This window comes from Sulfitobacter sp. F26169L, from assembly GCF_026410285.1.
Lineage (GTDB): Bacteria > Pseudomonadota > Alphaproteobacteria > Rhodobacterales > Rhodobacteraceae > Sulfitobacter.
On the sequence record NZ_JAPMLP010000012.1, the window covers coordinates 47937 to 72043 of the forward strand.

General features: G+C 59.4%; 23 protein-coding genes. 9 read left to right on the top strand and 14 right to left on the bottom strand.

The genetic code is table 11. The annotated features are described in order from the left end of the window. Positions 1 to 4: 4 nt before the first annotated feature. Complete coding sequence (locus OS189_RS17385) at positions 5 to 805, bottom strand: creatininase family protein (RefSeq protein ID WP_267168614.1); 801 nt, start codon at positions 803 to 805, stop codon at positions 5 to 7. Positions 806 to 903: 98 nt separating this feature from the next. Beyond that, a complete protein-coding gene (locus tag OS189_RS17390; RefSeq protein WP_267168615.1) occupies positions 904 to 3273 on the bottom strand; it encodes a thiamine pyrophosphate-binding protein in 2370 nt (789 codons plus the stop codon). A 126-nt stretch (positions 3274 to 3399) separates the two neighbouring features. On the opposite strand from OS189_RS17390, the gene OS189_RS17395 reads away from it, so the two are divergent. The 3 genes from OS189_RS17395 to OS189_RS17405 all read left to right on the top strand — a co-directional run bounded on the left by OS189_RS17395 (position 3400) and on the right by OS189_RS17405 (position 5139). Beyond that, positions 3400 to 3867 (top strand): Lrp/AsnC family transcriptional regulator, encoded by a 468-nt coding sequence (locus OS189_RS17395; protein WP_267168616.1) that lies wholly within the window; start codon positions 3400 to 3402, stop codon positions 3865 to 3867. An 89-nt stretch (positions 3868 to 3956) separates the two neighbouring features. Further along, complete coding sequence (locus OS189_RS17400) at positions 3957 to 4769, top strand: MauE/DoxX family redox-associated membrane protein (RefSeq protein WP_416237493.1); 813 nt, start codon at positions 3957 to 3959, stop codon at positions 4767 to 4769. Positions 4770 to 4809: 40 nt separating this feature from the next. Next, complete coding sequence (locus tag OS189_RS17405; protein WP_267168617.1) at positions 4810 to 5139, top strand: hypothetical protein; 330 nt, start codon at positions 4810 to 4812, stop codon at positions 5137 to 5139. 54 nt (positions 5140 to 5193) lie between these two features. On the opposite strand, the gene OS189_RS17410 is transcribed toward OS189_RS17405, so the two are convergent. From OS189_RS17410 to OS189_RS17430, 5 genes are all read right to left on the bottom strand, one after another. Further along, a complete protein-coding gene (locus OS189_RS17410) occupies positions 5194 to 6036 on the bottom strand; it encodes an HTD2 family dehydratase (RefSeq protein ID WP_267168618.1) in 843 nt (280 codons plus the stop codon). A 2-nt stretch (positions 6037 to 6038) separates the two neighbouring features. Further along, positions 6039 to 7133: a CaiB/BaiF CoA transferase family protein gene (locus OS189_RS17415; protein WP_267168619.1), complete on the bottom strand. Its 1095-nt coding sequence runs from the start codon at positions 7131 to 7133 to the stop codon at positions 6039 to 6041. Then, positions 7133 to 8293, bottom strand: coding sequence for an acyl-CoA dehydrogenase family protein (locus OS189_RS17420; protein ID WP_267168620.1), 1161 nt, complete (start codon positions 8291 to 8293; stop codon positions 7133 to 7135). The genes OS189_RS17415 and OS189_RS17420 overlap by 1 nt, the downstream gene beginning before the upstream one ends. A gap of 89 nt (positions 8294 to 8382) precedes the next feature. Further along, entirely contained in the window at positions 8383 to 9036 is a 654-nt protein-coding gene (locus OS189_RS17425; RefSeq protein ID WP_267168621.1) for a class I SAM-dependent methyltransferase, read from the bottom strand. Positions 9037 to 9063: 27 nt separating this feature from the next. Then, positions 9064 to 9939, bottom strand: a complete 876-nt coding sequence (locus tag OS189_RS17430; protein ID WP_267168622.1) for a LysR family transcriptional regulator — start codon at positions 9937 to 9939, stop codon at positions 9064 to 9066. A gap of 82 nt (positions 9940 to 10021) precedes the next feature. Here OS189_RS17430 and OS189_RS17435 point away from each other — a divergent pair, with 82 nt between their 5' ends. Beyond that, the gene (locus OS189_RS17435) at positions 10022 to 10828 is read left to right on the top strand and encodes a phytanoyl-CoA dioxygenase family protein (protein ID WP_267168623.1); all 807 of its coding nucleotides are present in this window, start codon (positions 10022 to 10024) and stop codon (positions 10826 to 10828) included. Positions 10829 to 10929: 101 nt separating this feature from the next. Continuing rightward, complete coding sequence (locus OS189_RS17440) at positions 10930 to 11688, top strand: tyrosine-protein phosphatase (RefSeq protein WP_267168624.1); 759 nt, start codon at positions 10930 to 10932, stop codon at positions 11686 to 11688. Positions 11689 to 11691: 3 nt separating this feature from the next. On the opposite strand, the gene OS189_RS17445 is transcribed toward OS189_RS17440, so the two are convergent. Next, a complete protein-coding gene (locus tag OS189_RS17445) occupies positions 11692 to 12516 on the bottom strand; it encodes an SMP-30/gluconolactonase/LRE family protein (protein ID WP_267168625.1) in 825 nt (274 codons plus the stop codon). Then, positions 12513 to 13367, bottom strand: coding sequence for a 2-dehydro-3-deoxygalactonokinase (locus tag OS189_RS17450; RefSeq protein WP_267168626.1), 855 nt, complete (start codon positions 13365 to 13367; stop codon positions 12513 to 12515). The genes OS189_RS17445 and OS189_RS17450 overlap by 4 nt, the downstream gene beginning before the upstream one ends. Before the next feature lie 502 nt (positions 13368 to 13869). Here OS189_RS17450 and OS189_RS17455 point away from each other — a divergent pair. From OS189_RS17455 to OS189_RS17470, 4 genes are read left to right on the top strand one after another with little or no spacing between them, the layout of a single operon-like run. Further along, entirely contained in the window at positions 13870 to 14772 is a 903-nt protein-coding gene (locus OS189_RS17455) for a helix-turn-helix domain-containing protein (protein WP_267168627.1), read from the top strand. Between the two features lie 23 nt (positions 14773 to 14795). Next, on the top strand, positions 14796 to 16127 hold the full coding sequence (locus tag OS189_RS17460; protein ID WP_267168628.1) for a ParA family protein: 1332 nt from the start codon (positions 14796 to 14798) through the stop codon (positions 16125 to 16127). After that, positions 16127 to 17044, top strand: a complete 918-nt coding sequence (locus OS189_RS17465; RefSeq protein ID WP_267168629.1) for a ParB/RepB/Spo0J family partition protein — start codon at positions 16127 to 16129, stop codon at positions 17042 to 17044. Before OS189_RS17460 ends, OS189_RS17465 begins: the two co-directional genes overlap by 1 nt. A gap of 28 nt (positions 17045 to 17072) precedes the next feature. Continuing rightward, on the top strand, positions 17073 to 18056 hold the full coding sequence (locus OS189_RS17470) for a class 1 fructose-bisphosphatase (protein WP_267168630.1): 984 nt from the start codon (positions 17073 to 17075) through the stop codon (positions 18054 to 18056). Between the two features lie 3 nt (positions 18057 to 18059). Here OS189_RS17470 and OS189_RS17475 read toward each other — a convergent pair whose 3' ends face one another. From OS189_RS17475 to OS189_RS17495, 5 genes are all read right to left on the bottom strand, one after another. Beyond that, complete coding sequence (locus OS189_RS17475; RefSeq protein WP_267168631.1) at positions 18060 to 18713, bottom strand: GntR family transcriptional regulator; 654 nt, start codon at positions 18711 to 18713, stop codon at positions 18060 to 18062. A gap of 64 nt (positions 18714 to 18777) precedes the next feature. Then, entirely contained in the window at positions 18778 to 20271 is a 1494-nt protein-coding gene (glpK, locus tag OS189_RS17480) for a glycerol kinase GlpK (protein ID WP_267168632.1), read from the bottom strand. After that, positions 20268 to 21845: a glycerol-3-phosphate dehydrogenase gene (gene glpD / locus OS189_RS17485; protein ID WP_267168633.1), complete on the bottom strand. Its 1578-nt coding sequence runs from the start codon at positions 21843 to 21845 to the stop codon at positions 20268 to 20270. Before glpD ends, glpK begins: the two co-directional genes overlap by 4 nt. 75 nt (positions 21846 to 21920) lie before the next feature. Next, a complete protein-coding gene (locus OS189_RS17490) occupies positions 21921 to 23654 on the bottom strand; it encodes a bifunctional helix-turn-helix transcriptional regulator/alpha/beta hydrolase (protein ID WP_267168634.1) in 1734 nt (577 codons plus the stop codon). A gap of 168 nt (positions 23655 to 23822) precedes the next feature. Continuing rightward, positions 23823 to 24107 (bottom strand): enoyl-CoA hydratase-related protein (locus tag OS189_RS17495; protein WP_267168635.1); only part of this gene is annotated, 285 nt, incomplete at its 5' end.

A 24107-nucleotide genomic window follows, 5' to 3' on the forward strand; every position in this document is an offset into this window, starting at 1 on the left:
TTATCTACCACTCCGGTTCGTTGTTAAGCCACGCAGGGTCAGCGCGATCAATTTCTGCAAACACTTCGACCAGCCGGTCGGTCACATAGTCCAGCGTTTCACGGCCCTTTTGTGCGGTTGCGATGCTGGCGTCACCGCAGGCTCCTGCCGGATGCAGATCCTGTGCCTGCCAGCCGAGCTTGGCCCCGCCGCCGATGCGGATATGTGAAAAATCACGGATCAGCGTATCTGTCAGCGGGCGGAAATTGCGCGCCTTTTCCATTTTCACCAGATCAGGTGCCATTGCCAGCATGATAGAGGTTTCCAAATCACCGGCGTGAATACCGACTGTCTGTTCATCTTCGGAATACAGCCCGTCCGGCAGGCCAAAGCCGAACCAGTTCACCGAAAAGGCGAGCATGTTGTGCCGGATACGCAATTCGCGCACCACCATATCCATTGTGCTGATCTGGCCGCCGTGACTGTTGAGCAGCACAATCTTGCGCACCCCGCTGCGCGCCACAGATGCGCCTATTTCGGTCCAGACCCGTGCAAGCGTTTCCCCGCTGAGCGTCAGCGTACCGGGATAACGGGAATGTTCGTCACTTTTACCGACCGGCTGCGTGGGCAAAAACAAGACCGGCGAATCTTCGGGCAGCTTTTCGGCCAGCAGCTTGGTCAGGCCATCCGCCACTGCCGCATCAACACACAGAGGCAAATGCGGCCCGTGTTGTTCAATTGCGCCAACCGGTAACACCGCAATGATCCGGTCATGATCAAGCTGCGCAAATTCCTCACTCGTGTAGTTCGCCCAAAAATGTTCCATGACTGCCTTCGTTAGTTAATTCGTTATCTTTACCCAAGCTGACCGATCGGTCAAACCATTTACGCGCGTCTGCTGCCTCTTCAGGGCAACGGAATTTTTCAGTAATCCAGCGTGCGCCCGGGGGTGAGGCCGTTCACGGCAGCAACAATCGACGCGGCATCGATGCCGAAATGACTGTACAGGTCCTGAATGGTGCCGGTTTGGCCGAAATGTTCGACCCCCAAGGGAATGGTCCGGTGCCCCCGGACAGAGCCGAGCCACGACAGCGTGGCCGGATGCCCGTCAATCACCGTCAGAATACTACACTCGCGCGGGAGGTCTTTTAGCAGGGTTTCGATATGTGATTGCGCATTTTCGTTACCACCGGCACGCGCACGGCGCGCGGCAGTCCAGCCCGCATTAAGGCGGTCCGCTGATGTAACGGCCAGAACCCCCACATCACGGCGACTGCCCGCGATACGCCCTGCCGCGGCGATAGCTTCGGGGGCAACAACGCCTTGATATGCAATCACGATCTCGCAGTTCGGGCCGGGTTTGCGCAGCCAATACGCACCATCGATTGCACCGCGCCTGAAATCATCGTCCACCCGTTTTCCCGGCTGGGAAATCGGATTTGTCGACAGGCGCAGATAAACCGATCCGCCGGTTTCCTCGCGCAGCCACGTCCGCTCGTCCGGGTCGTTGCTGCCGTCGCGTTGCAGGTAATCGAATGCCCATTCCATAATCACGGCCAACTCATCCGCGAAAGCAGGTTCGAACGCGGCCAGCCCGTCCTGGGACATGCCGATCAGGGGGGCGGCTATGGACTGGTGCGCGCCGCCTTCGGGCGCCAGCGTCACACCGGACGGGGTGCCGACAATCATAAAGCGCGCGTCCTGATAACACGCGTAATTCAGCGCATCCAGACCGCGCGACACAAACGGATCATAGACCGTGCCAATAGGGATCAGCCGTTTGCCGAACAGCGAATGTGACAGCCCCGCCGCCGCCAGCAGCAAAAACAGGTTCATCTCGGCGATGCCCAGTTCGATGTGCTGGCCTTCGGGGGTAAACTCCCATTTCGCGGTCGAGGGGATGTTTTCGGCCTTGAACGTGTCTTCCTGCGTTTCGCGCGCAAACAGTTTACGCCGGTTCACCCACGGCCCCAGATTGGTGGTGCCTGTCACATCGGGCGAGGTGGTCACAATCCGCGCGGCAAGCGTGCTGTCCCCTTTGGACAGATCATCAAGGATTTTGCCAAACGCCATCTGGGTCGAAAGCTCGCGATCGGTCGAGATTTCAATCGCGGGGACTACCAGCTTGTCATCATCGAAACGGCGCGCACCATCGGCAAAGAACACCACGTTGTCCAGAAACTGCCGCAGCGCGTCAGGGTCATCAACGGTTGCGAACCTGTCCCATTCCTGCCCCTCGGGAACGCCCATGTGGGTTTGCCAATCGGCCATCTGGGTTTTGTTCATCAGGCCGCCGTGGTTGTCCTTGTGCCCTGCAATCGGCGTGCCCCAGCCCTTGATCGTGTAGGCCAGAAAGCAGACCGGCCTGTCGTGATCAATGGCGGCAAAAGTCTCGGCCATGGTTTCCACACAGTTGCCGCCAAGGTTCTCCATCAACTCTGCCAGTTCGTCGTCGTCACGCTTTTCAATCAGGGCCGTTACATCGCCCTGATCCCCCAGCGCATCCATCAGCCGTTTGCGCCAGACAGCGCCGCCCATAAACGTCAGCGCGGAATACAACTGGTTGGGGCAGTTATCGATCCACGCGCGCAGCTTTTCCCCCCCGGGTTCGGCAAAGGCTGCCCGTTGCAATGCACCGTATTTGATGCGCACCACGTCCCATCCGAAGGCGTCAAAAATCTGCTCGACCCGTTTGAACAGCCCTTCGCGCACCACCCCGTCCAGCGATTGGCGGTTGTAATCGATGATCCACCAGCAGTTGCGCAACCCGTTTTTCCAGCCTTCCTGCAAGGCTTCATAGATGTTGCCCTCGTCCAGTTCGGCATCCCCGACCAGCGCCACCATGCGGCCCATCTTGCGCCCGCTGTCCCATGATTTTGCCTCGATGTAGTCCTGCACGATCGACGCAAACGACGTAACCGCCACACCCAGCCCGACCGAGCCGGTCGAGAAATCGACATCGTCGATATCCTTGGTGCGCGACGGATAGCTTTGCACACCGCCGAACCCGCGAAAGTTCTCCATTTTTTCGCGGGTCTGGTTGCCCATCAGATATTGCATCGCATGAAAGACGGGCGAAGCATGGGGTTTGACCGCCACACGGTCTTCGGGCCGCAATGTCTGGAAATAGAGCGCTGTCATAATCGACACCATAGATGCCGAGGACGCCTGATGCCCGCCCACCTTGATCCCGTCCTCTTTGGGGCGGATGTGGTTTGCATTATGGATCATCCAGTGTGACAGCCAAAGCAGGCGCTGTTCGATAGTTTTCAGGGGCGTATGTGCTGACGGCATGGCGGATTATCCTGCAAAAACATGTTTCATCGTGCTATATCACCACTCATCCTAGTGTGTCCTTGCAAGATCAATCAATGACTGGCAGCATTTTAGCGACTATCACCCTGAAACAGGATAAATCTAGTGAATCGCCCCAAGATTGATCAATTCGACATTCAACTCTTGCAGCAACTGCGCAAGGACGGGCGGATGTCGATCAATGATCTGTCCCGCGCCGTGGGGCTGAGCGCGACACCGGTTTCACGCCGTCTGAAACACCTCGAAGAGTCGGGTATCATCAGGGGATATTGCGCCCTGATTGACGAGGTGGCGCTGGGGTACAGCATATCGGTGTTTGTATCGGTCCAGTTGGACAAACAGGTCGATGCCGCATTGGAAACATTTGAATCTGCTGTTCAGGAATTTCCCGAAGTGGTGGATTGCTGGCTGATGACCGGCAACCGCGATTATATGTTGCGTGTCGCCACCGCAGATCTGCAGGAATTCGAGCAGTTTCTGGTTGGTCGTCTGACGAAGGTGAAGGGTGTGGCCTCTATTGAGTCCTCCATTCCGCTCAGGCGCATCAAATCCGACATCGCGCGCACCGTCTGAACCGCCAACCACAAAAGCGGAACCTTGCGCGCCGGATGCTGGTTGATCCTTTGAAACGCTTTCAGCAACCGGATTTCCAGAGGGTCGCCATGACAGACATCACGCCAGACAGCCCGAGCGATGCGCGCAACAAAAGTGAAGGCGCGGGGAAAACTGCCGCGCTTTACCGAATGGCGATGCCGGGGCATCTTTGCCCGTTTGGGCTGAAATCAAAATCGCTGCTTGAGCGTAAAGGGTACAAGGTAGATGACAACCTGTTGGAAACCCGGGATCAGGTAGATGCATTCATGCAAGCGCATAATGTCGACACCACGCCAACCACCTACATCGATGGCGAGATGGTCGGCGGGTACACAGACCTGAAAGCGCATTTCGGCTATCGCGTTCTGGGTGAGGACGACACAACCTACCGCCCTGTTATCGCGATTTTCGGCTGCACCTCGCTGATGGCACTGGCCGTTATCCTTAACCTTTATCAAGGATTTCCTATCGCCACCTGGCTGATGTGGTTCTTTGCGATGTCGATGGTCGCGCTGGCGATCCAGAAGTTGCAGGATGTCGAAAGCTTTGTGAACGGTTTTCTGGGCTATGATCTGTTGGCGCGGCGATATGTGCCCTATGGCTATGCCTATCCCTATGCCGAACTTTATGCAGGTGTCGGCATGATGGCGTTGATCGGGTCAGGCAGCGCGCTGATCTGGCTGGTTGCGCCTGTGGGGATATTTATCGGAACAATCGGCGCTGTCAGCGTGATCAAAGCGGTTTACATCGACAAACGCGAACTGACCTGCGCCTGTGTCGGCGGAGATTCCAAAGTGCCGCTCGGCTTTATCTCGCTCAGCGAAAACCTGATTATGCTGGCCATGGGGTTCTGGATGTTGGGCCGATACATTGCGGGCTAAGGCATGTGAAAGAGAACAGATCAGTGAGGTGAAAGACAAGATGACCATCAGCTTTCCGCGCCCGCGCGACGATGAACCTTTCGCTTGGGGCCTGTCCGGCAGCCAGCCCGTCGAAATCTGGGAGCGGTTCTCCCCCGCCTATGAGGCTCAGCTGGAGCGCCTGGTGATCGCGCTCAAATCGCTCGGCTTCTCTCCCGCAGTTGGCGGGGCGGGGTCGGAAGACGGGGAATACGTCAGGGCTGAACACACCTCAACAAGTCGCATTACATTTTTCTACCATCTGGAAGATCCTGCCGATGCAAAATTCATCGACACGCTGGACGATGTCGCATTGCGGCATTGGATAACGCGCGAAACCGCCGGAATGTAGATGCAGCATCCGAACCCGTTGCACGGGCTTTGAATGAAACATTGTGATCCGCTGCTACCAGTGCGCTGTTGCCTGCATCGCGACGGGGCCACCGGATCGGGCGGTCCACAGTTTCATTTCCTCTCCTTCACGGGTGGCGTTGACAGAGAAATCCGCATCGTCAAACAGCGGTGACAGGCTGCGGAACGCAAAGGTTTGCGGCGCTGCGCCGTGTTGATCGGCGGCGGTCTGACACAGCAGGGTTGCCTGCATCGGGCCGTGTACGATCAATCCAGGGTATCCCTCAACCTGCGTGGCATAGGGTTTGTCATAGTGGATGCGGTGGCCATTGAATGTCATCGCGGAGTAGCGAAACAGCAGAGGCGCATCCGGTGTGATCATGCGGCTGTAAGTACCTGCGGGTGCGGGTGTCTGGGGTGTTTGGGCGGCAGAGGCATCGGCGGAGGGAGCATCACGGTACACGATATCCTGCCGCTCGCTTACCGCGGCGCGGCCATCGCTGGTGATCTCATGTTCAACCGTGACAAAACACAGCGGCCCCGTGCGGCCCTGTTTCAGCACCACGTCCGTGATCGTGGAATGACGCTGTACCAAATCGCCGACGCGGATATCACCATGGAAACGGAACGCACCGCCCGCCCACATCCGGCGCGGCAGCGGTACGGGCGGCAAAAACCCGCCCCGCGCGGGGTGACCATCGGGGCCAAGCTCGCTTGCGGTCGTGATGGGGGCCGTCAGGCAGAAGTGGATCAGCAGCGGCGCGACATCACCTGCGGCCGGGGCGCCCTCACGGTCAAAAGTCGCGTTGAACTGGCGGGCCAGTGTGGGCGAAAGTGTTTCCTCGTCTGTCTGGGTGTTGCCAATCCACTGGCGCAGGTGGTCGATATCAACGTCCATAGTTACCCCTCCAACGGGTTCAAGGCAGGCACCGCGCCATAGCTGCGGGTTTCATCCGCAAAGATCGCGGCAGGGGCGGGAAAGGATACAGGGCCATTGGGGCTGTCCACAGTGATGCGGCGCAGATGGGCGTGGCCCGACAACCCCGCCATATCGTTGACCGAGGCCAGCGCGATGTTTGCATCGGCAAGCAGCGCAATCGCCTCTGCCGCGTCATAGGTGGCAAAGGCGGCGGCAACGATGGCGTCTGTCTGATCGCGGTTTTTCACCCGCGCCACATTGGTGGCAAAGCGCGGATCGCTGGCCAGCGCGGCATCGTTCAGGAAATCATTGCACAGCTTCACCCATTCGCGATCACTCTGGATCGAGATCAGGACAGGCGCGCCCGATTTTGGCTGGAACACACCATAGGGCGCAATTGAGGGGTGCGCGAGGCCCACGCGTTTGGGCGTATTGCCGCCCTCGTGGTTCAGCAGCGGCACTGTCAGCCAGTCGGCCATGACGTCAAACATCGACACCGATATCTGCGCGCCCTGCCCCGTGATGCCACGTCTGATCAACGCTTCCAGAATCGCGGCATGTGCGGTGGCGCCGGTGGCGATATCCACAATAGATACGCCTACGCGCGCCGGTTCTGACGGGCCGCCGGTGATCGAACATAAACCGCTCTCTGCCTGAATCAGCAAATCATAAGCCTTGCGCCCGGCCAGCGGGCCGTCTTCGCCGTAGCCCGAGATGGAACAGGTAATCAGGCGCGGAAAATCCGCGCGCAGCCGTGCGGGATCAAACCCGAGCCGCGCCAGTGATCCCGGTTTCAGGTTCTGGATCAGCACATCGGCATCCGCCAGCAGACCAGCCAGCGCCGCCTTGCCTTCGCCGGATACCAGATCAAGCGTGACGCTTTCCTTGCCACGGTTAAGCCAGACAAAATAGCTCGACTGGCCAGCGGCGACATCGTCATACCCGCGTGCAAAATCGCCCTCGGGGCGTTCGATCTTGACCACATGTGCGCCCGCATCCGCCAGCCGCGATGACGCAAACGGTGCGGCAACGGCCTGTTCGATCGCGACAACCTTCAAACCCTCAAGCGGCAGCATCAGAACGACCTCGGCATACCAAGGATGTGTTCGGACACATAAGACAGGATCAGATTGGTCGAGATCGGGGCCACCTGATACAGACGCGTTTCGCGGAACTTGCGTTCAACATCGTATTCATTGGCAAACCCGAAACCGCCGTGGAACTGGATACAGGCATTTGCCGCTTCCCAACTGGCTTTGGCGGCGAGGTATTTCGCCATATTCGCTTCGGCACCGCAGGGCTTGCCCGCATCATAAAGCGCGCAAGCCTTGTAGCGCATCAGGTTGGCTGCTTCGACCTCGATGAACGCTTCGGCGATGGGGAACTGCACCCCCTGATTTTGTCCGATGGGGCGGCCGAACACTTCACGCTCGCTGACGTATTTTGTCACCCTGTCGGTGAACCAGTAACCATCCCCGATACATTCAGCCGCAATCAACGCGCGTTCCGCGTTCAGCCCCGTCAGAATGTATTTGAACCCCTGCCCCTCTTCGCCGATCAGGTTTTCTTCGGGGATTTCGAGGTTGTCAAAAAACAGCTCGTTGGTTTCGTGGTTGACCATGTTGGGTATCGGCTTCACTTCCATCCCGCTTTTCATCGCCTCTTTGATATCCACAAGGAAGATCGACAAACCTTCGGATTTCTTTTTCACATCGGCCAGCGGTGTGGTGCGTGCCAGCAGGATCATCAGATCGGAATGTTGCACACGGCTGATCCAGACCTTCTGGCCGTTGATGACGTATTTATCACCCTTCTTGATCGCGGTGGTTTTGATTTTCGTCGTATCAGTGCCTGTTGTAGGCTCTGTTACGCCCATGGATTGCAGCCGCAATTCGCCACTGGCCAGCTTTGGCAAAATCCGCTGGCGCTGCTCCTCTGATCCGTGGCGGACCAACGTGTTCATATTGTACATCTGCCCGTGACACGCACCCGAGTTGCCGCCCGCGCGGTTGATCTCTTCCATGATCACACTCGCCTCGATCAGCCCCAGATCGGAGCCGCCGTATTGTTCGGGGATCAGCGCGCCCATCCAACCCTCACGGGTCAGCGCCTCGACGAATGCTTCGGGATAGACGCGGTCGGCATCCACCTTGCGGTGATATTCGTCGGGGAACTGGGCGCACAGGGCGCGCACGCCATCGCGAATGTCTTGGTAATCATCGGAAAGGAAATTCATGGCACGGCTCGCATTCGGGCTGTTGAGGTTGCGCACAGAGCTACCCCGTGGCGGTGCATTGCGCAAATACATGTTTCGCGCAGGCACATTCAGGCAGGGCGGAACACACGTACCGACATCGGCTGTGCGAGGGTCCAGCCACCGTCAACAGGGCGCGCATGATCCTCGAACGACTGGCGCAGCGCGTCCCGTTGCGCAGCGATTTCGGGCGCGCGCGCTGGATCGACCGATATAAGCACATCGCAGAAGCGGTCAAAGCCGGCGTATCTGTCTGCGCGCGCGTAATCATAGGCCGTGATCTGAACCAGCGCGGTTGTGCGGTCCATCGCTTCCTGCGCGGCGGCGCGGATAACGGTTTCGTCATCCACCACGGCAATCACCTGCGATAGCGCGCCTGTGGCTTGCGGCTCTATCACCACCAACAACGCCCCGGGGCGCAGCACGCGCGCGGCTTCGCGCAGGGCCGCATCCATCGCCCCGACGGGAACATGGTGCAGGGCATTCACACAGATCGCCGCATCAAAGCTGTTGTCGGGATAGGGCATTTTCTGCGCAGGAGCGGCATCAATCGGCAGGCCTGTATCTGTTGCCACCGGATCAATCCCGCGCCACTGCGCGCCTGCCTGCGTCAGCGGCCCGTGCAGCGCCCCTTTGCCGCAGCCGATATCCAGCAGCGCCTTGCCCTCCAGCGGCGAAAGCTCGGCCATGATGACCTGTAGCGCGTTTCGGGTTGGTTCCGGCATTTGCGAACTCCTGTTACGGTCCGGTGTTTACAGCCTGCGCATCACGTCGAAAATACCGCTTGTTATGGCGCAATCCTCTGCGCGCTTGACCCAGAGCAACACAATATCCGCTGCCGCCTGCGGTGTGTCAATCGGCACCGTCACCAGCGGCTGGCCATCATAGCTGTATCCGGCCGGCGGGTTGGAATAACTGATGCCCACCCCTGCCCCGTGCGCCGCAAGCGAGCGCATCATTTCCAGCGAAGCCGTGGTATGGGCCACCGTCGGGCTGATGTTAAGACGGTCGAACAACGTGCGGATATACCCCTGTGAAAGCTCCTCTGCTGACAGGATCAGGGGCTGGTCGGTCAACTGGTGCAGCCCGACCGCCGGCAGCGCCGCAAGGGGGTTGTCCGCCGCCACGAAAGCCACGGGCGCAACCTGTTTGATCTGTTGTCGGGCAAAGCGGTCATCAAATCCGATGTCATAGGAAATCGCCAGATCGATCCGCCCTTCCACCAGATCACCGGACAGGGCGGAAAACCGCCCCTCGACGCCTTGAAAGTCGGTGTCGGGAAAACGGGCGCGCGTTGCCGCCAGCACCTTGGGCAGATACCACGGCGCGATGTCCTCGAAACAGCCCAGCACAAACGGGCGCGCCAGATTTGCCGACTCCTCAATTGCGCGCGCATCCCGCAACAGGGCGCGGATTTGCGCCACAATGCGGTAACCGAACGGCGTGAGATCTATTGCGCTGCCTTTGCCGCGATTGAAGATCAGACGGCCCAGCCGCGCCTCTGCCCGCGTGATCGCAACAGAAAGCGAAGGCTGCGAGACATGCAGCGCCAGCGCCGCCCTGGTCAGGCTTTTGGCATCTGCAACGGCAAGGATATACTGATACTGGCGCAGGGAAAGGTATAACATCAGACTAACTATATAATGAATATTCATTATTGGTAACTATAATTCATTTTGCATAAGCTGCCCTCGAAATGGGAGAGAGTTTATGCACGCACTGGTAACACAAGACGATATCGATACATTCCAGCGGGATGGTGTTGTTCTGATCAAGGGATTGTTCAAATCCCACGTAGATACAATCCGCGCCGGGATCGAACGCAACATGACCGAGCCTGGACCATACGCCGCCGAAAACCTCAAAGAGGGCGAAGGCGGGCGGTTCTTTGACGACTATTGCAACTGGACCCGTATTTCCGAATTCGAAGACGTGATCCGCAATTCACCCGCCGCCGAAGTGGCCGCCGATCTGATGGGATCTGACCGCGTGCAGGTGTTTCACGATCATGTTCTGGTAAAAGAGCCGGGCACATCAAAGGCCACGCCATGGCATCAGGACGGGCCGTACTACTTTGTCGATGGTATTCAGAATGTCAGCTTCTGGTCACCGATGGACCCGGTGAAGGGCAACAGCCTGCGCTGTGTGGCCGGAAGCCATGCATGGGAAAAGCCGGTGCTGCCCACCCGCTGGCTGGCCGAGACCAGCTTTTACCCCGATGAAGATGCCTACATGCCCGTGCCCGACCCTGATGCGGAAGGCATGGACATCAAGGAGTGGGAAATGGAGCCGGGCGATGCGGTGGCGTTCAACTATGGCACGCTGCACGGCGCGCGCGGCAACACCACCACATCGCGCAGGCGCGCGTTTTCGCTGCGGTTGCTGGGCGATGATGCCCGCTACGTCGAGCGCCCCGGCCCCACATCACCGCCCTTTCCGGGCCATGCCATGAAGCCGGGCCAGACCCTGCGCGAAGACTGGTTTCCGACAATCTTCGATCGCAAGAAACCCGCCTGAGCCATCATTGGCGCGCGGGGTGGCCACTCTGCCCTGCGCATCACGGTTGCAATTCATCGGCCCTTCTTGAAGCGGTGCGCGTAACCGCCTAGATGAAAGGGATGAATACGCCCCTCCCCTCCCGACAAATTGTCCTGCGCGGTGCCCATAACGTCCGTGATCTGGGCGGCTATCTGACTGCGCAAGGCACACCCGTGCCGATGCGGCGCTTTTTGCGCGGCGATTGCCTGCACCGCCTTGACGATGGCGAGCCCGAGCGCCTGCATTTCGAAGGATTGCGCATGGTGGTCGATTTGCGCACCGCGCGAGAGGTCCGCGATGCCCCCAGCCGCCTGGCGCGCCAGCGTGGTGTCGAGTGGGTGAACCTGCCGCTGTTTGATGCCCTGTCCCCCGCTGCACTGGCCGAGGTCGAGGTGCCCGAGGGCCATCCGCTGCTGGCGATGTATATCACCGCAATCGAAACGCGCGGCGCCGCGATCCGGACAATCCTCAGCCGGATTTCTACAGTGCGCGACGGGGCCGTTCTGTTCAACTGTACCGCAGGCAAAGACCGCACCGGCATTATCGCCGCACTGTTGCTGGGTCTTGCAGGCGTATCACACACGGATATCATTTCAGATTACGCGCTGACCGAGCAGTTCATCCCGGAACTGGTCAGCGAATTCCTCAGCCGTTCCCGCGCGAATGGTGGCGATGTAGAGGCTTACGCTGCCCTGCTGGAAAGCCCCGCCAGCGCCATGGCCGGAATGATGGAGCATCTGGATGCGCAATACGGATCTGTAATGGGGTATCTCGATCATATCGAGATACCGACCGATGTGCTGTCACGCTTGCAGGTCCGCTTGGGCGTTACGGGCTAACCGCTAGACAATGACGCGGTGTTCACGCTGGCCGCGTGCCTGCGTCGGGATGGCAAATGTCTTGCCCTCGTCCGGCCCGTCCAGCCCCGTCGCTGCCGAAGTGATGAAAAGCACGCTTAGGTCCGCGCCGCCGAATGCCGGACAGCTTGCCTGTTTCGCCGCCACGCTGACCGCGCCCATAAACTGCCCGTCAGGACCATAGCGCGCAACGCGCGCCGCCCCCCATTGCGCAACCCACAGGCAACCATCGGTATCGACAACCGCACCGTCAGGGTTCAGCCCTTCGGCCTTGGTATCAATGAAAACCTGCCCGGCACCCTTTGGCCAGCCTTCACCATCCAGCTCCACCCGCATAATCTGGCGGGTGAACGTATCGGTGTAATGGGCAAAGCGTTTGTCGGGCGTAAAGCAGATGGCGTTTGCCACGGTCAGTCCCGAGAACAATGTCTCGACGGTGCCGCGATAATAGCGATGGATCGCACCTGCAAATTTTTCATGGTCTTTCCCCATCGACCCGATCCAGAATCCGCCAAACGGATCGGCGCGCCCGTCATTAGACCGCGTCACGGGGTTATTTGCTTCCAGTGGCGCGATGTGTTTCTGCGCACCCGTTTCCAGATGATAGGTGAACAACCGGGTTTCGGATGCGATCAACAGATGATCATGGTCGATCCATCCGGCAGCAGACACGCATTCATCAAACTGGCGCACGGCGCCTTCGCCGTGCAAGCGTCTACCCAAGACATCAAACCAGAAAAGGGATTGGCGTTCGGGATGCCAAAGCGGACCTTCACCAAGCTGGCATTGCGTGTGGTCGAAAACGCTCATGCGCCCGAGTCCCTCAGGGCGGTAAATGCGGCCTGTAGCCCACGCGCTGTCACTTCATCGACATCACATCGCGCCGCGCGAACCCCCTGCCCTTCCAGTGCAGCAGCGTAATGCCCCATCAGTGCGCCCGACCCGATCAAAGCCAGGTTCTGGCCCAGCCAATACGGGCGGGCTGCGGCCAGCTCCATTCCGATCATCATGCCGGACAGTCGCGCGCGGGCTACACCGGCGGGCTGGTCCGCCAACACCGATCCTGCGTGCAGGGAAAACAACGCACCCGCCACCCGCTCGGGGCGCGACATCGCATCTGACACGGCAACATCAAATGCATCCCCGTCCCAATCCTGCCCTGCAAGGATTGTGCGCAAGCTCGACTGCTCCGACAGCAGGGAGAGGATCTCACCGCTCATAAATGTTTGAAAACTGACCACTTCGCCCGCGCTGATATGCACCCATTTGCTATGACGGTCCGGGAGACACAACACACCGTCCCAATCGGGATGCGCGTCAATGAAACCTGCAACAGGCAAGGTGCGGGTGTACAACAGATCGGCAGGGTGCTGGCGCGACAGACCGGGCAGATGATACAGCGCGATACGCAGATCACCGCCGTGAACCCGTACAGCGCGCGCCGCATCAAGCGGGGGCGCAGGCACAGCGACGTGATTTTCACGGTCGGCCCCACAAACCAACACAGGCACAACCGCGCCCGTTTTCAAATACGGTTCGATCATCGAGAGCAAGGCCGGTTCAAACGGGTCCGATGCCGCTGCCTCCAACGCGGTCGTCTGCCCATCCCCATGCACCCAAATGCGCAAGAATTGCGCCCCGCAACTTACACCGATCCACATCATATATTACCCGTCCGGCAGGCATCGACCCCGCCCAAGTTTACCATCATTTTCACAGCTTGGACCGATGCAGCGGGCAAACGCAACACCCCAAGAGCGCACCTTGTGGTTACCCTTTCTTAACCAAATCCCACCCTACTGGCAGCGTGACCGGCCCAAGGCGGCGCACGCCCGTCATACTTATAACAGGCCTTTGTGAGATTAGTCATTGCATTTGGAGCGTTTCGTGACCTAATAGACGGACTAAGAGGGGTTACACCCTCCAAGAGGCAGACCGCTGTGCGATGACCGGGAAGAAAATTCGGCACAACAGCGTTTAGGTGAAACCGATCAGGGAGGCGCAGTACATCATCCAGACCCCATAAAACAAAAGGCCCGAATGGTTGCAGCCATCCGAGCCCTGTCCGTCAATGTCGCTTTGACACTGTCCGTTTTGCTTGTTTCTGACAGTACCACTGCGCCCGAATCGCCGCAAGCCCTGCCTGCGGTGCATGGAGCTTTTATGTCTAAAATTTTTGACTGCGACCCGAATCGTGGCTTTGTTGCCTTTCCGGTTGCCCTGTTTGATCTTGATTTATCTCCCGCCGCCTTTCGCACGTTGGCCGAACTGTGCCGCATGGCGAATGCATCGGGGCAATGCTGGCCCTCGCTGGCGCAGCTCGGCCGCCGCCTTGGCCGGTCGCGTGCATCCATTTCGGGATACATCTCCGAATTGCGCGCCGCTGGCCTGCTGACGACAGAAGAACAGAAGATGGCGAACGGTTATAACTACCGCCTACGCTATACCGTCACGTTTTGGAAAGAATGGCGCGCCGGATTGGGGAAAGATCAAAAAGCGGCTACACCGGCCCCTGTCAAAAAACCTGAACGCAGGGTTCAGCCAATTGAACGCCCGTTAAAAACTAAAAATCATATCCATAAAAAACAACACGAGTCTGTGGGATATTCGGATTTGATTTCGGGATGGAAGACCACCGTGGGCAATGCGCCATACCCCGAATTCACGCAGTGGCCCGATGATGGCCTGTTGTCAGCAACCGATGCAGCGATTGCCGGCGCTATTGAGCCGGCACCGATTATATCCGCGGATATCGAGGCGGGGTTTGGCGCGCTTTATGAAAAGCTGGGCTTGGGGCCGGTTCCGGAAACCTTGATGCGTGACCTTGCCCCGCAGATTCCATCGCAGGCAGCCTTGACTGTGATCCTGGAGAAGCTTGAGGAGGCATGGCAGCCGCACTGGAAAAAACAACCGACACTTCATCAAATCAACAGGCTGATCAGTACCCTGCCCCCGATTTGCAACGCCGAAACCGAACAAAAACTCCTGAAATCCTATCTGCGGCGGTGGAAACTCCACCTGCGGAGCTTGCCCTCAGTGGCGATACGCTCCAAGGTCGCGGCATAGCAATATCCGCGGATATAAAGATAATGGCATACGGGCAATTCGAACAATTCATACGCAATATGGGGCGTGTGATGACGCAAGTGAACACCAAGCTCCAGCGTGATCTGACCATGCGGGGGCGCGTGTCGCGGCGGTTTTCCCAGACCGAAGTGGCGGAATTCCTTGGCGTGGATGCAACCTATCTTGCGCGTATTGCCAAGGATGAACCACACTACCCCGAGGGAGAGCGCACAGGCCGCGAGCGCAGCTTTTCGCCCTCCGAGATCATCACAATTCGTGGCATTCTGGCCAGCCGTCCCGGCGCGCGGCGTGATCATCTGTATTGGCGGCAGGCGGGTGACCCGATAAAGGTGGTTACCTTTGGCGCGCAAAAAGGCGGCACAGGCAAATCGCTGACCGCCGCACATTTTGCGCAATATCTTTCGCTGTTTTACGGCCTGCGTGTCGGGATCATTGACGCTGACCCGCAGGCCACGGCAAGCCTGTATTTCGCAGATGCCGACCTGCCGTTGTTTGCGCCCGACACCCCGACACTGGCAGAGTTTATGGGCGTCGATGATCCGGGCGCATCGGAACTGACACACCGCAGTATGGAGGAGCTGAACGCGATCTGGCGCCCGACGCCGTGGCCGGGGGTGCGCCTGATCCCCGGTGGGGCGAACATCCAGAATGGTGACATCAGCCTGTTCTTTCTGTCACAGCGCAGCGGCGTGCCGGTTTACCGTGTCTTGCGCGATGCGATTGCGGCGTGGGATGCGGCCTATGCGCCCGCAACCGCCATGGGAGATCTGCGCGATGCAGAAGGCGCGTTTGACCCCGACCGGTTTAATGCCGCGCTGAATGAGACGCTGGATGTAATTGTCATTGACCAGCAGCCATCGCTGACCTTGATGCAGCTCAACGGGTTGATCGCTGCCGACAGTGTGGTGATTCCGCAGACGATGAAGGGTTTCGATCTGGCAACGCTTGCGACTTATATCGGCAATATCGGTGAATATCTTGAATTCATCATGGGGTTCGAGGCCGATCTGGAGATCGGCAATGGCGATCACGTGGTTTTGCCGACGATTGTGCAAGAGCAGAACAATCAGGATACCGACCAGATACTGGATCTCTACCGCCGCTCCCCGCGCGAGATCAGTCAGGTCTGGTACAACCGCTCTGACGCGATTGCCAACGCGGCGGAGGAATACAAAAGCATCTACGAATATCTGCCGCCGCGCACCCGCCGCACATCGGCCAAGGCGTTTATGACCAATGCAAATGCGGTCAACGACAGCCTTGTTGCACGGGTTTTGCCGCATTTGCCTACACGCGGATTTGCAGAAGAATTTATCAAGGAAAGGTGGGGCTGATGGCACGTAAACGCAAGCTCGATGCGACGACAATTCCGCTGGAGGAAGATGCCGGCGACGTTGGCAAGCCGGGAATGGGCGGAATGTGGGGCGGCACGGCGATGAACATGCTGCGCCAGCGTCTTGAAGATACGCGTACTACGATCAGCGATGGCATTCTGAACGGAACTGTCGCGATAGAATTGCACGCAGGGCAGGTGGATGACCCCGCAGGCAGTGACCGGCAGGATGGCTGGCAGGACGAGCCGGAGTTTCAGGCGCTGGTCGATAACATCGCGCGGCGCGGCCAGACGCAGGCCATTCGGGTGCGCCCCGTTGATCCTGCGTGGCAGCCCGACCGTGATCACCCGCTGGAAACCACCGATCGCTTTATCATCCAGTCGGGCCGCCGCCGTCTGGCTGCGTGTGAAATGCTGGACCGCAAGGTTGTGGCTGTTATCGCAACTGTCGAGGGCGAAGCCGCGCTGGCCGATCTGGAAGAACGGTTTCACGAAAACACCATGCGCAAGAACCTCAGCGGGTTTGAGGAGCTGCTGTCCATCGGCCTGATCGCGGATGCCTTGGGGGATCTGAGCCAGCAGGAAATCGCACAGCGCCTCTCGGTCAGCCAGAATGATGTGTCGCTGGGCCGCGCGTGTCTGGAACTGCACGACAGGATTGTTGCCGAAGTTGATATTGCCAACACCCCAAAACGCGCTTTCCGTGAAATCATCCCGCGTCTGCGTGGCGGCGCTGCTGAAAAAACCGACAGGCCCGCACCGGCAAAAGTAGCCAAAGCGGTTCAAGGTAATGTGCGGGTATCGGTAAAAGGGGTATCAAGCGGGGCGCTTTCGGTGACCCTGAAAGGGGCTGCGGTCGATGCGCAATGGCTGGCCCGGGCGGTTGCCGATCTGGTCGCCAAAAAGACAAACCACTAAGAGGGCAGGGGCCCGGACAGGAAAAGACATGACACAGAACACCTTGCGCCAGCATTTGACAGAGCAGACCACCGACACCGATCTGATGATCCTGATCGAGGATATCGCAACCGCCTGCCGGATGATCGCGGATCGCGTGCGCCATGGGGCGTTTGCCGGTGTGCTGGGCGCTGCGGAAACAGAAAACGTACAGGGCGAAACGCAAAAAGAGCTTGATGTGATCTCGGACGAGATTTTCCAGCAGATTGTCGGCGCAAACCCTGCTGTCGCCGCGCTGGTCTCCGAGGAAGTGGACGAAGTGAACTGGCGCAAGACCGCACCGCAGACGGGTGATTTTGTCGTCTATTACGATCCGCTGGACGGGTCGTCCAATCTGGATGTGAACCTGTCCGTCGGTACGATCTTTTCCATTGTGCGGCTGGACAGCGCGATCACAACCGATGCCGCCTCTGTGCAGATAAAAGGCACTGAACAGATTGCGGCCGGCTACGCGATCTATGGTCCCTCGACGGGTCTGGTCATCACCACAGGGGAGGGCGTGGACGGGTTTACCCACCACCCGGGATCGGGAGAGTTTCTGCTGACCCAGCCGGAAATGAGCATTCCGGCGGAGACACAGGAATTTGCGATCAACGCGTCGCGTTACGATCTGTGGGAAACGCCTGTGCGCCAGTACATTGACGATTGCCTGCGCGGGGCAGACGGGCCGCGCGGCAAGAAGTTCAACATGCGCTGGTGTGCGTCCATGGTCGCTGACGTACACCGCATTCTGACGCGCGGCGGGGTGTTCCTCTATCCCAAAGATAGCGGCAACGCGGCGCAGGGCGGCAAGCTGCGCCTGATGTATGAGGCAAACCCGATGGGGATGCTGGTCGAACAGGCGGGCGGCGCATCCTCTACCGGACATGGCCGGATTATGGAGGTCGCCCCGACGGGGCATCACCAGCGGGTGTCGGTCATTCTCGGCTCACGCAGCGAGGTTGCGGTAATCGAGGATTATCACAGGAAGTAGACTCTAATCCGCCTCGTCGAGACCTTCTGCAATGTTCGCGTGACCTTGCAGAATATCGTTGTGGATCGCCTCGCCCACCGCCTCATAATCGCCGTCGCGCAGAGCCGCGATGGCGACTTCGTGCATGTCGGGCAGGGGGGTCGCCTTGTTGCGTTTTACCACATCGCGCAGGGACGGGCCAACACGCAGCCAGTGTGCCGCGGCGGTGGCCATCAGGATTTCCGCTTCTGAATGGGCATAAAGCGTCCAGTGAAAAACGTGGTTGTGGCGCAGGTAAGCGGGTATGTCATCCGCACGCAGCGCAGCGTTTACCTGTGCGTCGATCTGCTCCAGCGCGTCAATGTCGGCGGGGTCCATCGCAACGGCAGCCAGCCGCGCGATCTGTGGCTCTATCCCCGTGCGCGCATATGTCAGTTCCTGAAGGTGTTCCAACGTCAGCTTTGGCACCATCAGGCGGCGGTTGTCGCTGGCGCGCAACGCGCCTTCTGCGGTCAGACGGCGGATCGCCTCACGCGCTGGGGTGATGCCGGTGCCCAGCCGTTCAACGACACCCTGTATGGTCACCGCCTCACCGGGGGCGAGTTCACCAAACAGGATCAGATCACGCGCCTTTCGGTAGGTAATTTCGTGGATGGGCAGGGTTGGGGCTGTCGTCATTGGGTGACCTGTGAAAAATGCGTTGCGGTATCATCGCAAGGATTGCGCGGCTTGACCATTGAAATCAGACAGTAAGGGTCGCCTGAACCGCGCGCTGCCACGCGTCATAGCGTGTGTTGGCTGTGTCACTATCCATCTTAGGGGTAAAGGTGCGCTCCAGCGCCCATTCAGCGGCAAACCCGTCTGCATCGGGGTAGACACCAGCGCGGTATCCGGCCAGCCACGCAGCCCCCAGCGCGGTTGTTTCGGTGAGGTGCGGACGGTCTACAGGCGCGCCGATGATGTCTGACAGAAACTGCAGAGTCCAGTCGCTTGCGGCCATGCCACCGTCAACGCGCAAGGTAGGCGCGACGTCTTCGGTTTGCCAATCCGCCTGCATTGCTTCCAGCAGATCACGGGTCTGGAACCCCACGCTCTCCAGCGCGGCGCGAGCCAGTTCGGCAGGGCCGCTGGCGCGGGTCAAACCATAGATCGCACCACGGCAATCGGGGTTCCAATAGGGCGCGCCCAGCCCGACAAAAGCAGGCACTAATATGACGTTTTGCGCCTCGTCGGCGCTATTGGCGAGCGCTGCTGTCTCGCCCGCGTCCTTGATGATGCCCAGCCCGTCCCGCAGCCATTGTACCACCGCACCGGCAATGAAAATCGACCCCTCAAGCGCATAGGTGGTTTGCCCGTCCAGCTGATAGGCGACGGTGGTCAGCAGGCGGTTTTGCGATGTCACCGCCGCAGTGCCGGTGTTGAGCAGGGCAAAACACCCCGTGCCGTAAGTTGATTTCACCATTCCGGGCTTGAAGCAGGCCTGCCCGATTGTTGCCGCCTGCTGGTCCCCCGCCACCCCGAGGATGGGGATACCCGCGCCAAAATGCGCAGGATAGGTGGTGCCGAAATCGGCGGCGCAATCCTTGACCTCTGGCAGCATCTCATGCGGGATGTCGAGCAATTCGCAAATATCCGCGCTCCACCTGCCAGTGTGAATGTCATACAGCATGGTGCGCGCGGCGTTGGTGGCATCGGTGACATGGGCGCGGCCCCCTGTCAGGTTCCAGATCAGCCAGCTGTCTACGGTGCCGAATTTCAGCTTTCCCGCGCGGGCGCGATCACGCGCACCTTCGTTCTCGTCCAGTATCCATTTCAGTTTGGTGGCGGAAAAATACGGATCCAGCAGCAGGCCGGTCTGCGCGCTCACCACCTCGCTGTGACCCGCATCGCGCAGATGTGCGCACATCGCGGCGGTGCGGCGGTCCTGCCAGACAATCGCGCGGCCCAGCGTTTCGCCTGTGTCCACGTCCCAGACCAGCGTTGTTTCACGCTGGTTGGTGATGCCGATGGCGGCGATATCAGTGGCGGCAAGACCTGATTTTTCGATCACCGCGGTGCAGGTGGCCAGCGTGCTGTCGAGCAGATCACGCGGATCATGCTCAACCCAGCCCGAGCGCGGGAAATGCTGCGCAAACTCGCGCGCCTCTGTGGCGATCACTTTCATATCACCGTCAAACAGAACAGCGCGGGATGATGTGGTGCCCTGATCAATGGCGAGGATATGTGTGGCGGTCATGGGGCCTCCGGCAGTTCCGAAATGAACGTATCAAGCGCGGCGGAGTGTTCAGCATCCAGCCGCAAGCCCAGTTTAGAGCGCCGCCAGAGGATGTCATCACTGTTGCGTGCAAATTCATGGCGCATGAGATAGCGCACCTCTGCCGCGCTCAGCGTGGCGCCGAAATCGCGGCCCAGATCGGCGGAGGTTTTTGCCCCGCCGAGCAGAACCCGCGCATCCGTACCGTAGGCGCGGATCAGGCGTTTTGCCCACGCGGGGGTGAGGAAGGGATAATCGCGCAACAGCGCGGCGATTTGCGCCGCCACATCCCCCACCGCAAAATCACCACCGGGCAGGGGCGCGCCAGCGGTCCACCGCGGTTTCAGATTGGGTATGAACGGGGCGAGCTTGTCCATCACGTCTTCGGCCAGCACGCGGTAAGTGGTAATCTTGCCGCCGAATATGTTCAGGACAGGCGCACCGTCTCCGTCAACTTTCAGCACATAATCGCGGGTGGCGGCAGTGGCTGATGTGGCCCCGTCATCATAAAGCGGGCGCACACCCGAATAGGTCCAGACGACATCATCGGCAGTGATGTTCTTCGCGAAGTATTCATTCGCGAAATCAATCAGATAGTCGCGCTCTTCGGGTGTGCAAATCGGCCTGGTATCGGGGTCCGGGTGATCGGCATCTGTTGTGCCGATCAGGGTGAAATCCCCCTCGTAGGGGATGGCGAAAATGATCCGCCCGTCCGCCCCCTGAAAGAAATAGCATTTGTCGTGATCAAACAGCTTGCGCGTCACGATATGCGAACCGCGCACCAGCCGTACGCCCTCGCGCGAGTCTACGTGAACGGTGTCGTGAATGATCTGCCCCACCCACGGGCCGCCAGCGTTGACAAGAATACGGGCGTGATGGGTGCGGATGCCGTCCGGCCCTTCTGTTTTGATCTGCCACAGATCATCCACACGGGCCGCCGAAATTACCTTTGTCTGCGTCAATATCTGCGCGCCGTGGTTTTGGGCATCGCGCGCGTTCAGCACCACAAGGCGGCTGTCCTCGATCCAGCAATCGGAGTATTCGAACGCTTTGACAAAACGCGGATCCAGCGGCGCGCCTTCGGGTTGGCCGCGCAGATCAAGGCTGCGGGTGGCAGGTAGAATTTTCCGCCCGCCCAGCGTATCATATAAAAACAGGCCCGCACGGATCAGCCACGCCGGCCTGCTTCCGCGCAGCCACGGCATCATCACGTTCAGGATTTTTGAAACAGGCGTTTCACCCTCGAACCGCATGTCGCGGTGATAGGGTAGTACAAACCGCATGGGCCATGAAATATGCGGCATCGCGCGCAGCAGGATTTCGCGTTCTTTCAGGGCGTGGCGGACAAGATTGATCTCGAAGTACTCAAGATAGCGCAAGCCGCCGTGAAACAGCTTGGTCGACGCTGACGAGGTGGCAGAGGCAAGATCGTTCATCTCGGCCAGCGTCACGCGCAGGCCGCGTCCTGCCGCATCACGCGCAATGCCGCAGCCGTTAACACCGCCGCCGATGATAAAGATATCCAGAGGCTGTGTGGGGTCGGGGGTATCGGCCATGATTGCGCCTGACTGTTGAGGGTACGTATTTTCCTACCCGCCGCAGGGCAGGGGCGCAATACTGACGCCGCGGGCCTAAAGGGCGCGCAGCCGTTCCAACGCGGCCAGTACCGCTTGCGGGCGGTCGTACAACACCAGCTGGCCTGTATTTTCCAGTGCGGTCAGCGTGGTGCGATCTGCGTGTCTGTTTTGGAAATCCTGGACCGACGCGATGCTGATGACCGGATCACCGATCCCGTACAGCATTTCGATTTTCTGATGGCTCTGCTCCACGACAAGGCTCCAGTCGCGCACCACCTGATAGCTGTCGATCTCGAACGCGCGGTGCCCCTGTTCGATGGTGAAATGATAGCCTGACAGGATGATATCGCGGATTTCGGGGTCGCCAATGGCGCGCAGGTCATCGGGGCTGTTCTGGTAGAGGGAGTGGAGGAATTGCCGCTCGCCCTCGTTGTCGAGCTGGCTGATCCCTGCGCGAATGACAAACGGCAGCACCCGTGGGGTGTAGCGCGCGGTAAGGGCCACAATACGTTGACGTACAGACATTGCGGCAAACTGTGACGCTGACACAATCGGCACACCGCCCGAAACCGTCAGGATACCGCGCGCGCGATCGCCCAGATGGGCGGCGGCGGCAAAAGCATAGACCGACCCTGCCATATGCCCCAGCAGAATGGGCCGCTGTGCGCCTGTGGTGTCCAGCAGTATTTCGATGTCGCGCGCCAGCCGCGCGGGGGCTGTGGCGATCGGCCCGCTGTCATCCGGCGCGGCGGCGCCGAACGACGGGCGCACAGGGCAGATCAGGTGAAAGCCGCGTTCATCCAGCAGCTGGCGCAAGCGGTCTGTCATGGCATTGCCATCCAGCATCCCGTGGAAAAAGACCACCGGTGTGCCACCTGGATCGCCAAAGGTCTCCACAGGCATCATACGGCTGTGCAGCTGGATGTTCAGCACCGTATCGGGAATTTTCGAGACAGGGACCGGCTCTGACGCGTTCTGCTCTGCCAGACGCATGGTGCTGTGCAGCAGGCTGACCAGTTCGACCTGCCCCGAACAATCGGTTTTGTGCAGGATCTTTTTCATCTGGGTGCGCACGGTTCCCAGCGCGCTATCGCGGGTCAGGGCAATTTCGGCAAGGCTTTGCCCGTCGATCAGCAGGGCGCAGATGTCGATCTCGGACGCGCTGAGGCCAAAACCGCTGGTAAGCAGGGTGCCGGTGCTGGCAGGCCAGCTTTGCCGCACCTGTGTCGCCACAAACAGGCGCTCCTGCGCGGAGGCTGTAGAGAGCTGGAAGGCCATCGGCAACGGCTTGCCCCCGTTCGCAGGGGTCAGCCGTGCCAGAACCGTGCGCGCACTGGATTTGCCTGTCAGCAGATCGGTGACCTCGCCACGGTGGGCATCGCTGAGTGTAAAGCTATCCAGCGCCGCGCCGTGCCCGATGCCGAAAGCCGTGCGCGCGGCGTTGTTGTGCCAGACCAACATGCCCGAACTGCTGAACACCAGTTGCGGCACACGGCTGCGCGCGGTTTCGTCATCGGGGGCCGTTTCGGGCCTGCCGGCCTGTTCCAGCAATTGCATGGCAATGGAAAAATGGTTTTCGACCTCGGTTTCGTCGATGGTGTTTTCCAGCGCCAGCGCGTCTGCCTGTAAGGTGGTCAGCTTTTCAATCTGGTCCAGTATGAAACTATCCCAATGGCCCATAAAGGTGTCGTAGGTCTGCGGCTCCAGCGCGATGCGGTAAATGCTTTCAATCAGTTCGCTCTTGGTTTTGGGCGGGGTTTGCGCAAGGGGCAGGGTGGCATTTCTCATAGGGTTCGGGCGCTTTCACTGTTGCCCCAGTATGTGGGGCAACAGGGATCAGGGGAATACCCAGAAGCCGCGCAACGGTGAAAAACAATCACGCTGGCGGTGATTTTTTACCGTATTACCACTTGAAGTTGTGGCGTGGCCTGTGATTGCGGCCGGGAGAGCCGCAAGTTACTTGCCTTTGAAATCGGGCGCGCGGCTTTCCAGCAGGGCAAGCACCGCTTCGCGCTGGTCTTGGGTGTTCTGGACAATGGCCTGAAAGCTGGCCGCCAGATCGAGCGCGGTTTCAAGCGGCACATCACCGGACTGACGCACAAGACGCTTGTTGAGACGGATGCTTTTGGGCGCAAATGCAGTGATCTGTCGGGCGATCTCCCACGCCTTGTCCAGCAGATCATCGGGTTCGGCCACATGGGTCACAAGGCCCCAGTCTTTGGCCTGGTCGGCGTCCAGCAC

What these genes read in the sequence shown, in the direction of transcription:
- OS189_RS17385 (WP_267168614.1), bottom strand. Translation starts at nt 805, where the DNA reads ATGGAACATTTTTGGGCGAACTACACGAGTGAGGAATTTGCGCAGCTT.
- OS189_RS17390 (WP_267168615.1), bottom strand. Translation starts at nt 3,273, where the DNA reads ATGCCGTCAGCACATACGCCCCTGAAAACTATCGAACAGCGCCTGCTT.
- OS189_RS17400 (WP_416237493.1), top strand. Translation starts at nt 3,957, where the DNA reads ATGACAGACATCACGCCAGACAGCCCGAGCGATGCGCGCAACAAAAGT.
- OS189_RS17405 (WP_267168617.1), top strand. Translation starts at nt 4,810, where the DNA reads ATGACCATCAGCTTTCCGCGCCCGCGCGACGATGAACCTTTCGCTTGG.
- OS189_RS17410 (WP_267168618.1), bottom strand. Translation starts at nt 6,036, where the DNA reads ATGGACGTTGATATCGACCACCTGCGCCAGTGGATTGGCAACACCCAG.
- OS189_RS17415 (WP_267168619.1), bottom strand. Translation starts at nt 7,133, where the DNA reads ATGCTGCCGCTTGAGGGTTTGAAGGTTGTCGCGATCGAACAGGCCGTT.
- OS189_RS17420 (WP_267168620.1), bottom strand. Translation starts at nt 8,293, where the DNA reads ATGAATTTCCTTTCCGATGATTACCAAGACATTCGCGATGGCGTGCGC.
- OS189_RS17425 (WP_267168621.1), bottom strand. Translation starts at nt 9,036, where the DNA reads ATGCCGGAACCAACCCGAAACGCGCTACAGGTCATCATGGCCGAGCTT.
- OS189_RS17430 (WP_267168622.1), bottom strand. Translation starts at nt 9,939, where the DNA reads ATGTTATACCTTTCCCTGCGCCAGTATCAGTATATCCTTGCCGTTGCA.
- OS189_RS17435 (WP_267168623.1), top strand. Translation starts at nt 10,022, where the DNA reads ATGCACGCACTGGTAACACAAGACGATATCGATACATTCCAGCGGGAT.
- OS189_RS17440 (WP_267168624.1), top strand. Translation starts at nt 10,930, where the DNA reads ATGAATACGCCCCTCCCCTCCCGACAAATTGTCCTGCGCGGTGCCCAT.
- OS189_RS17445 (WP_267168625.1), bottom strand. Translation starts at nt 12,516, where the DNA reads ATGAGCGTTTTCGACCACACGCAATGCCAGCTTGGTGAAGGTCCGCTT.
- OS189_RS17450 (WP_267168626.1), bottom strand. Translation starts at nt 13,367, where the DNA reads ATGTGGATCGGTGTAAGTTGCGGGGCGCAATTCTTGCGCATTTGGGTG.
- OS189_RS17455 (WP_267168627.1), top strand. Translation starts at nt 13,870, where the DNA reads ATGTCTAAAATTTTTGACTGCGACCCGAATCGTGGCTTTGTTGCCTTT.
- OS189_RS17460 (WP_267168628.1), top strand. Translation starts at nt 14,796, where the DNA reads ATGGCATACGGGCAATTCGAACAATTCATACGCAATATGGGGCGTGTG.
- OS189_RS17465 (WP_267168629.1), top strand. Translation starts at nt 16,127, where the DNA reads ATGGCACGTAAACGCAAGCTCGATGCGACGACAATTCCGCTGGAGGAA.
- OS189_RS17470 (WP_267168630.1), top strand. Translation starts at nt 17,073, where the DNA reads ATGACACAGAACACCTTGCGCCAGCATTTGACAGAGCAGACCACCGAC.
- OS189_RS17475 (WP_267168631.1), bottom strand. Translation starts at nt 18,713, where the DNA reads ATGACGACAGCCCCAACCCTGCCCATCCACGAAATTACCTACCGAAAG.
- glpK (WP_267168632.1), bottom strand. Translation starts at nt 20,271, where the DNA reads ATGACCGCCACACATATCCTCGCCATTGATCAGGGCACCACATCATCC.
- glpD (WP_267168633.1), bottom strand. Translation starts at nt 21,845, where the DNA reads ATGGCCGATACCCCCGACCCCACACAGCCTCTGGATATCTTTATCATC.
- OS189_RS17490 (WP_267168634.1), bottom strand. Translation starts at nt 23,654, where the DNA reads ATGAGAAATGCCACCCTGCCCCTTGCGCAAACCCCGCCCAAAACCAAG.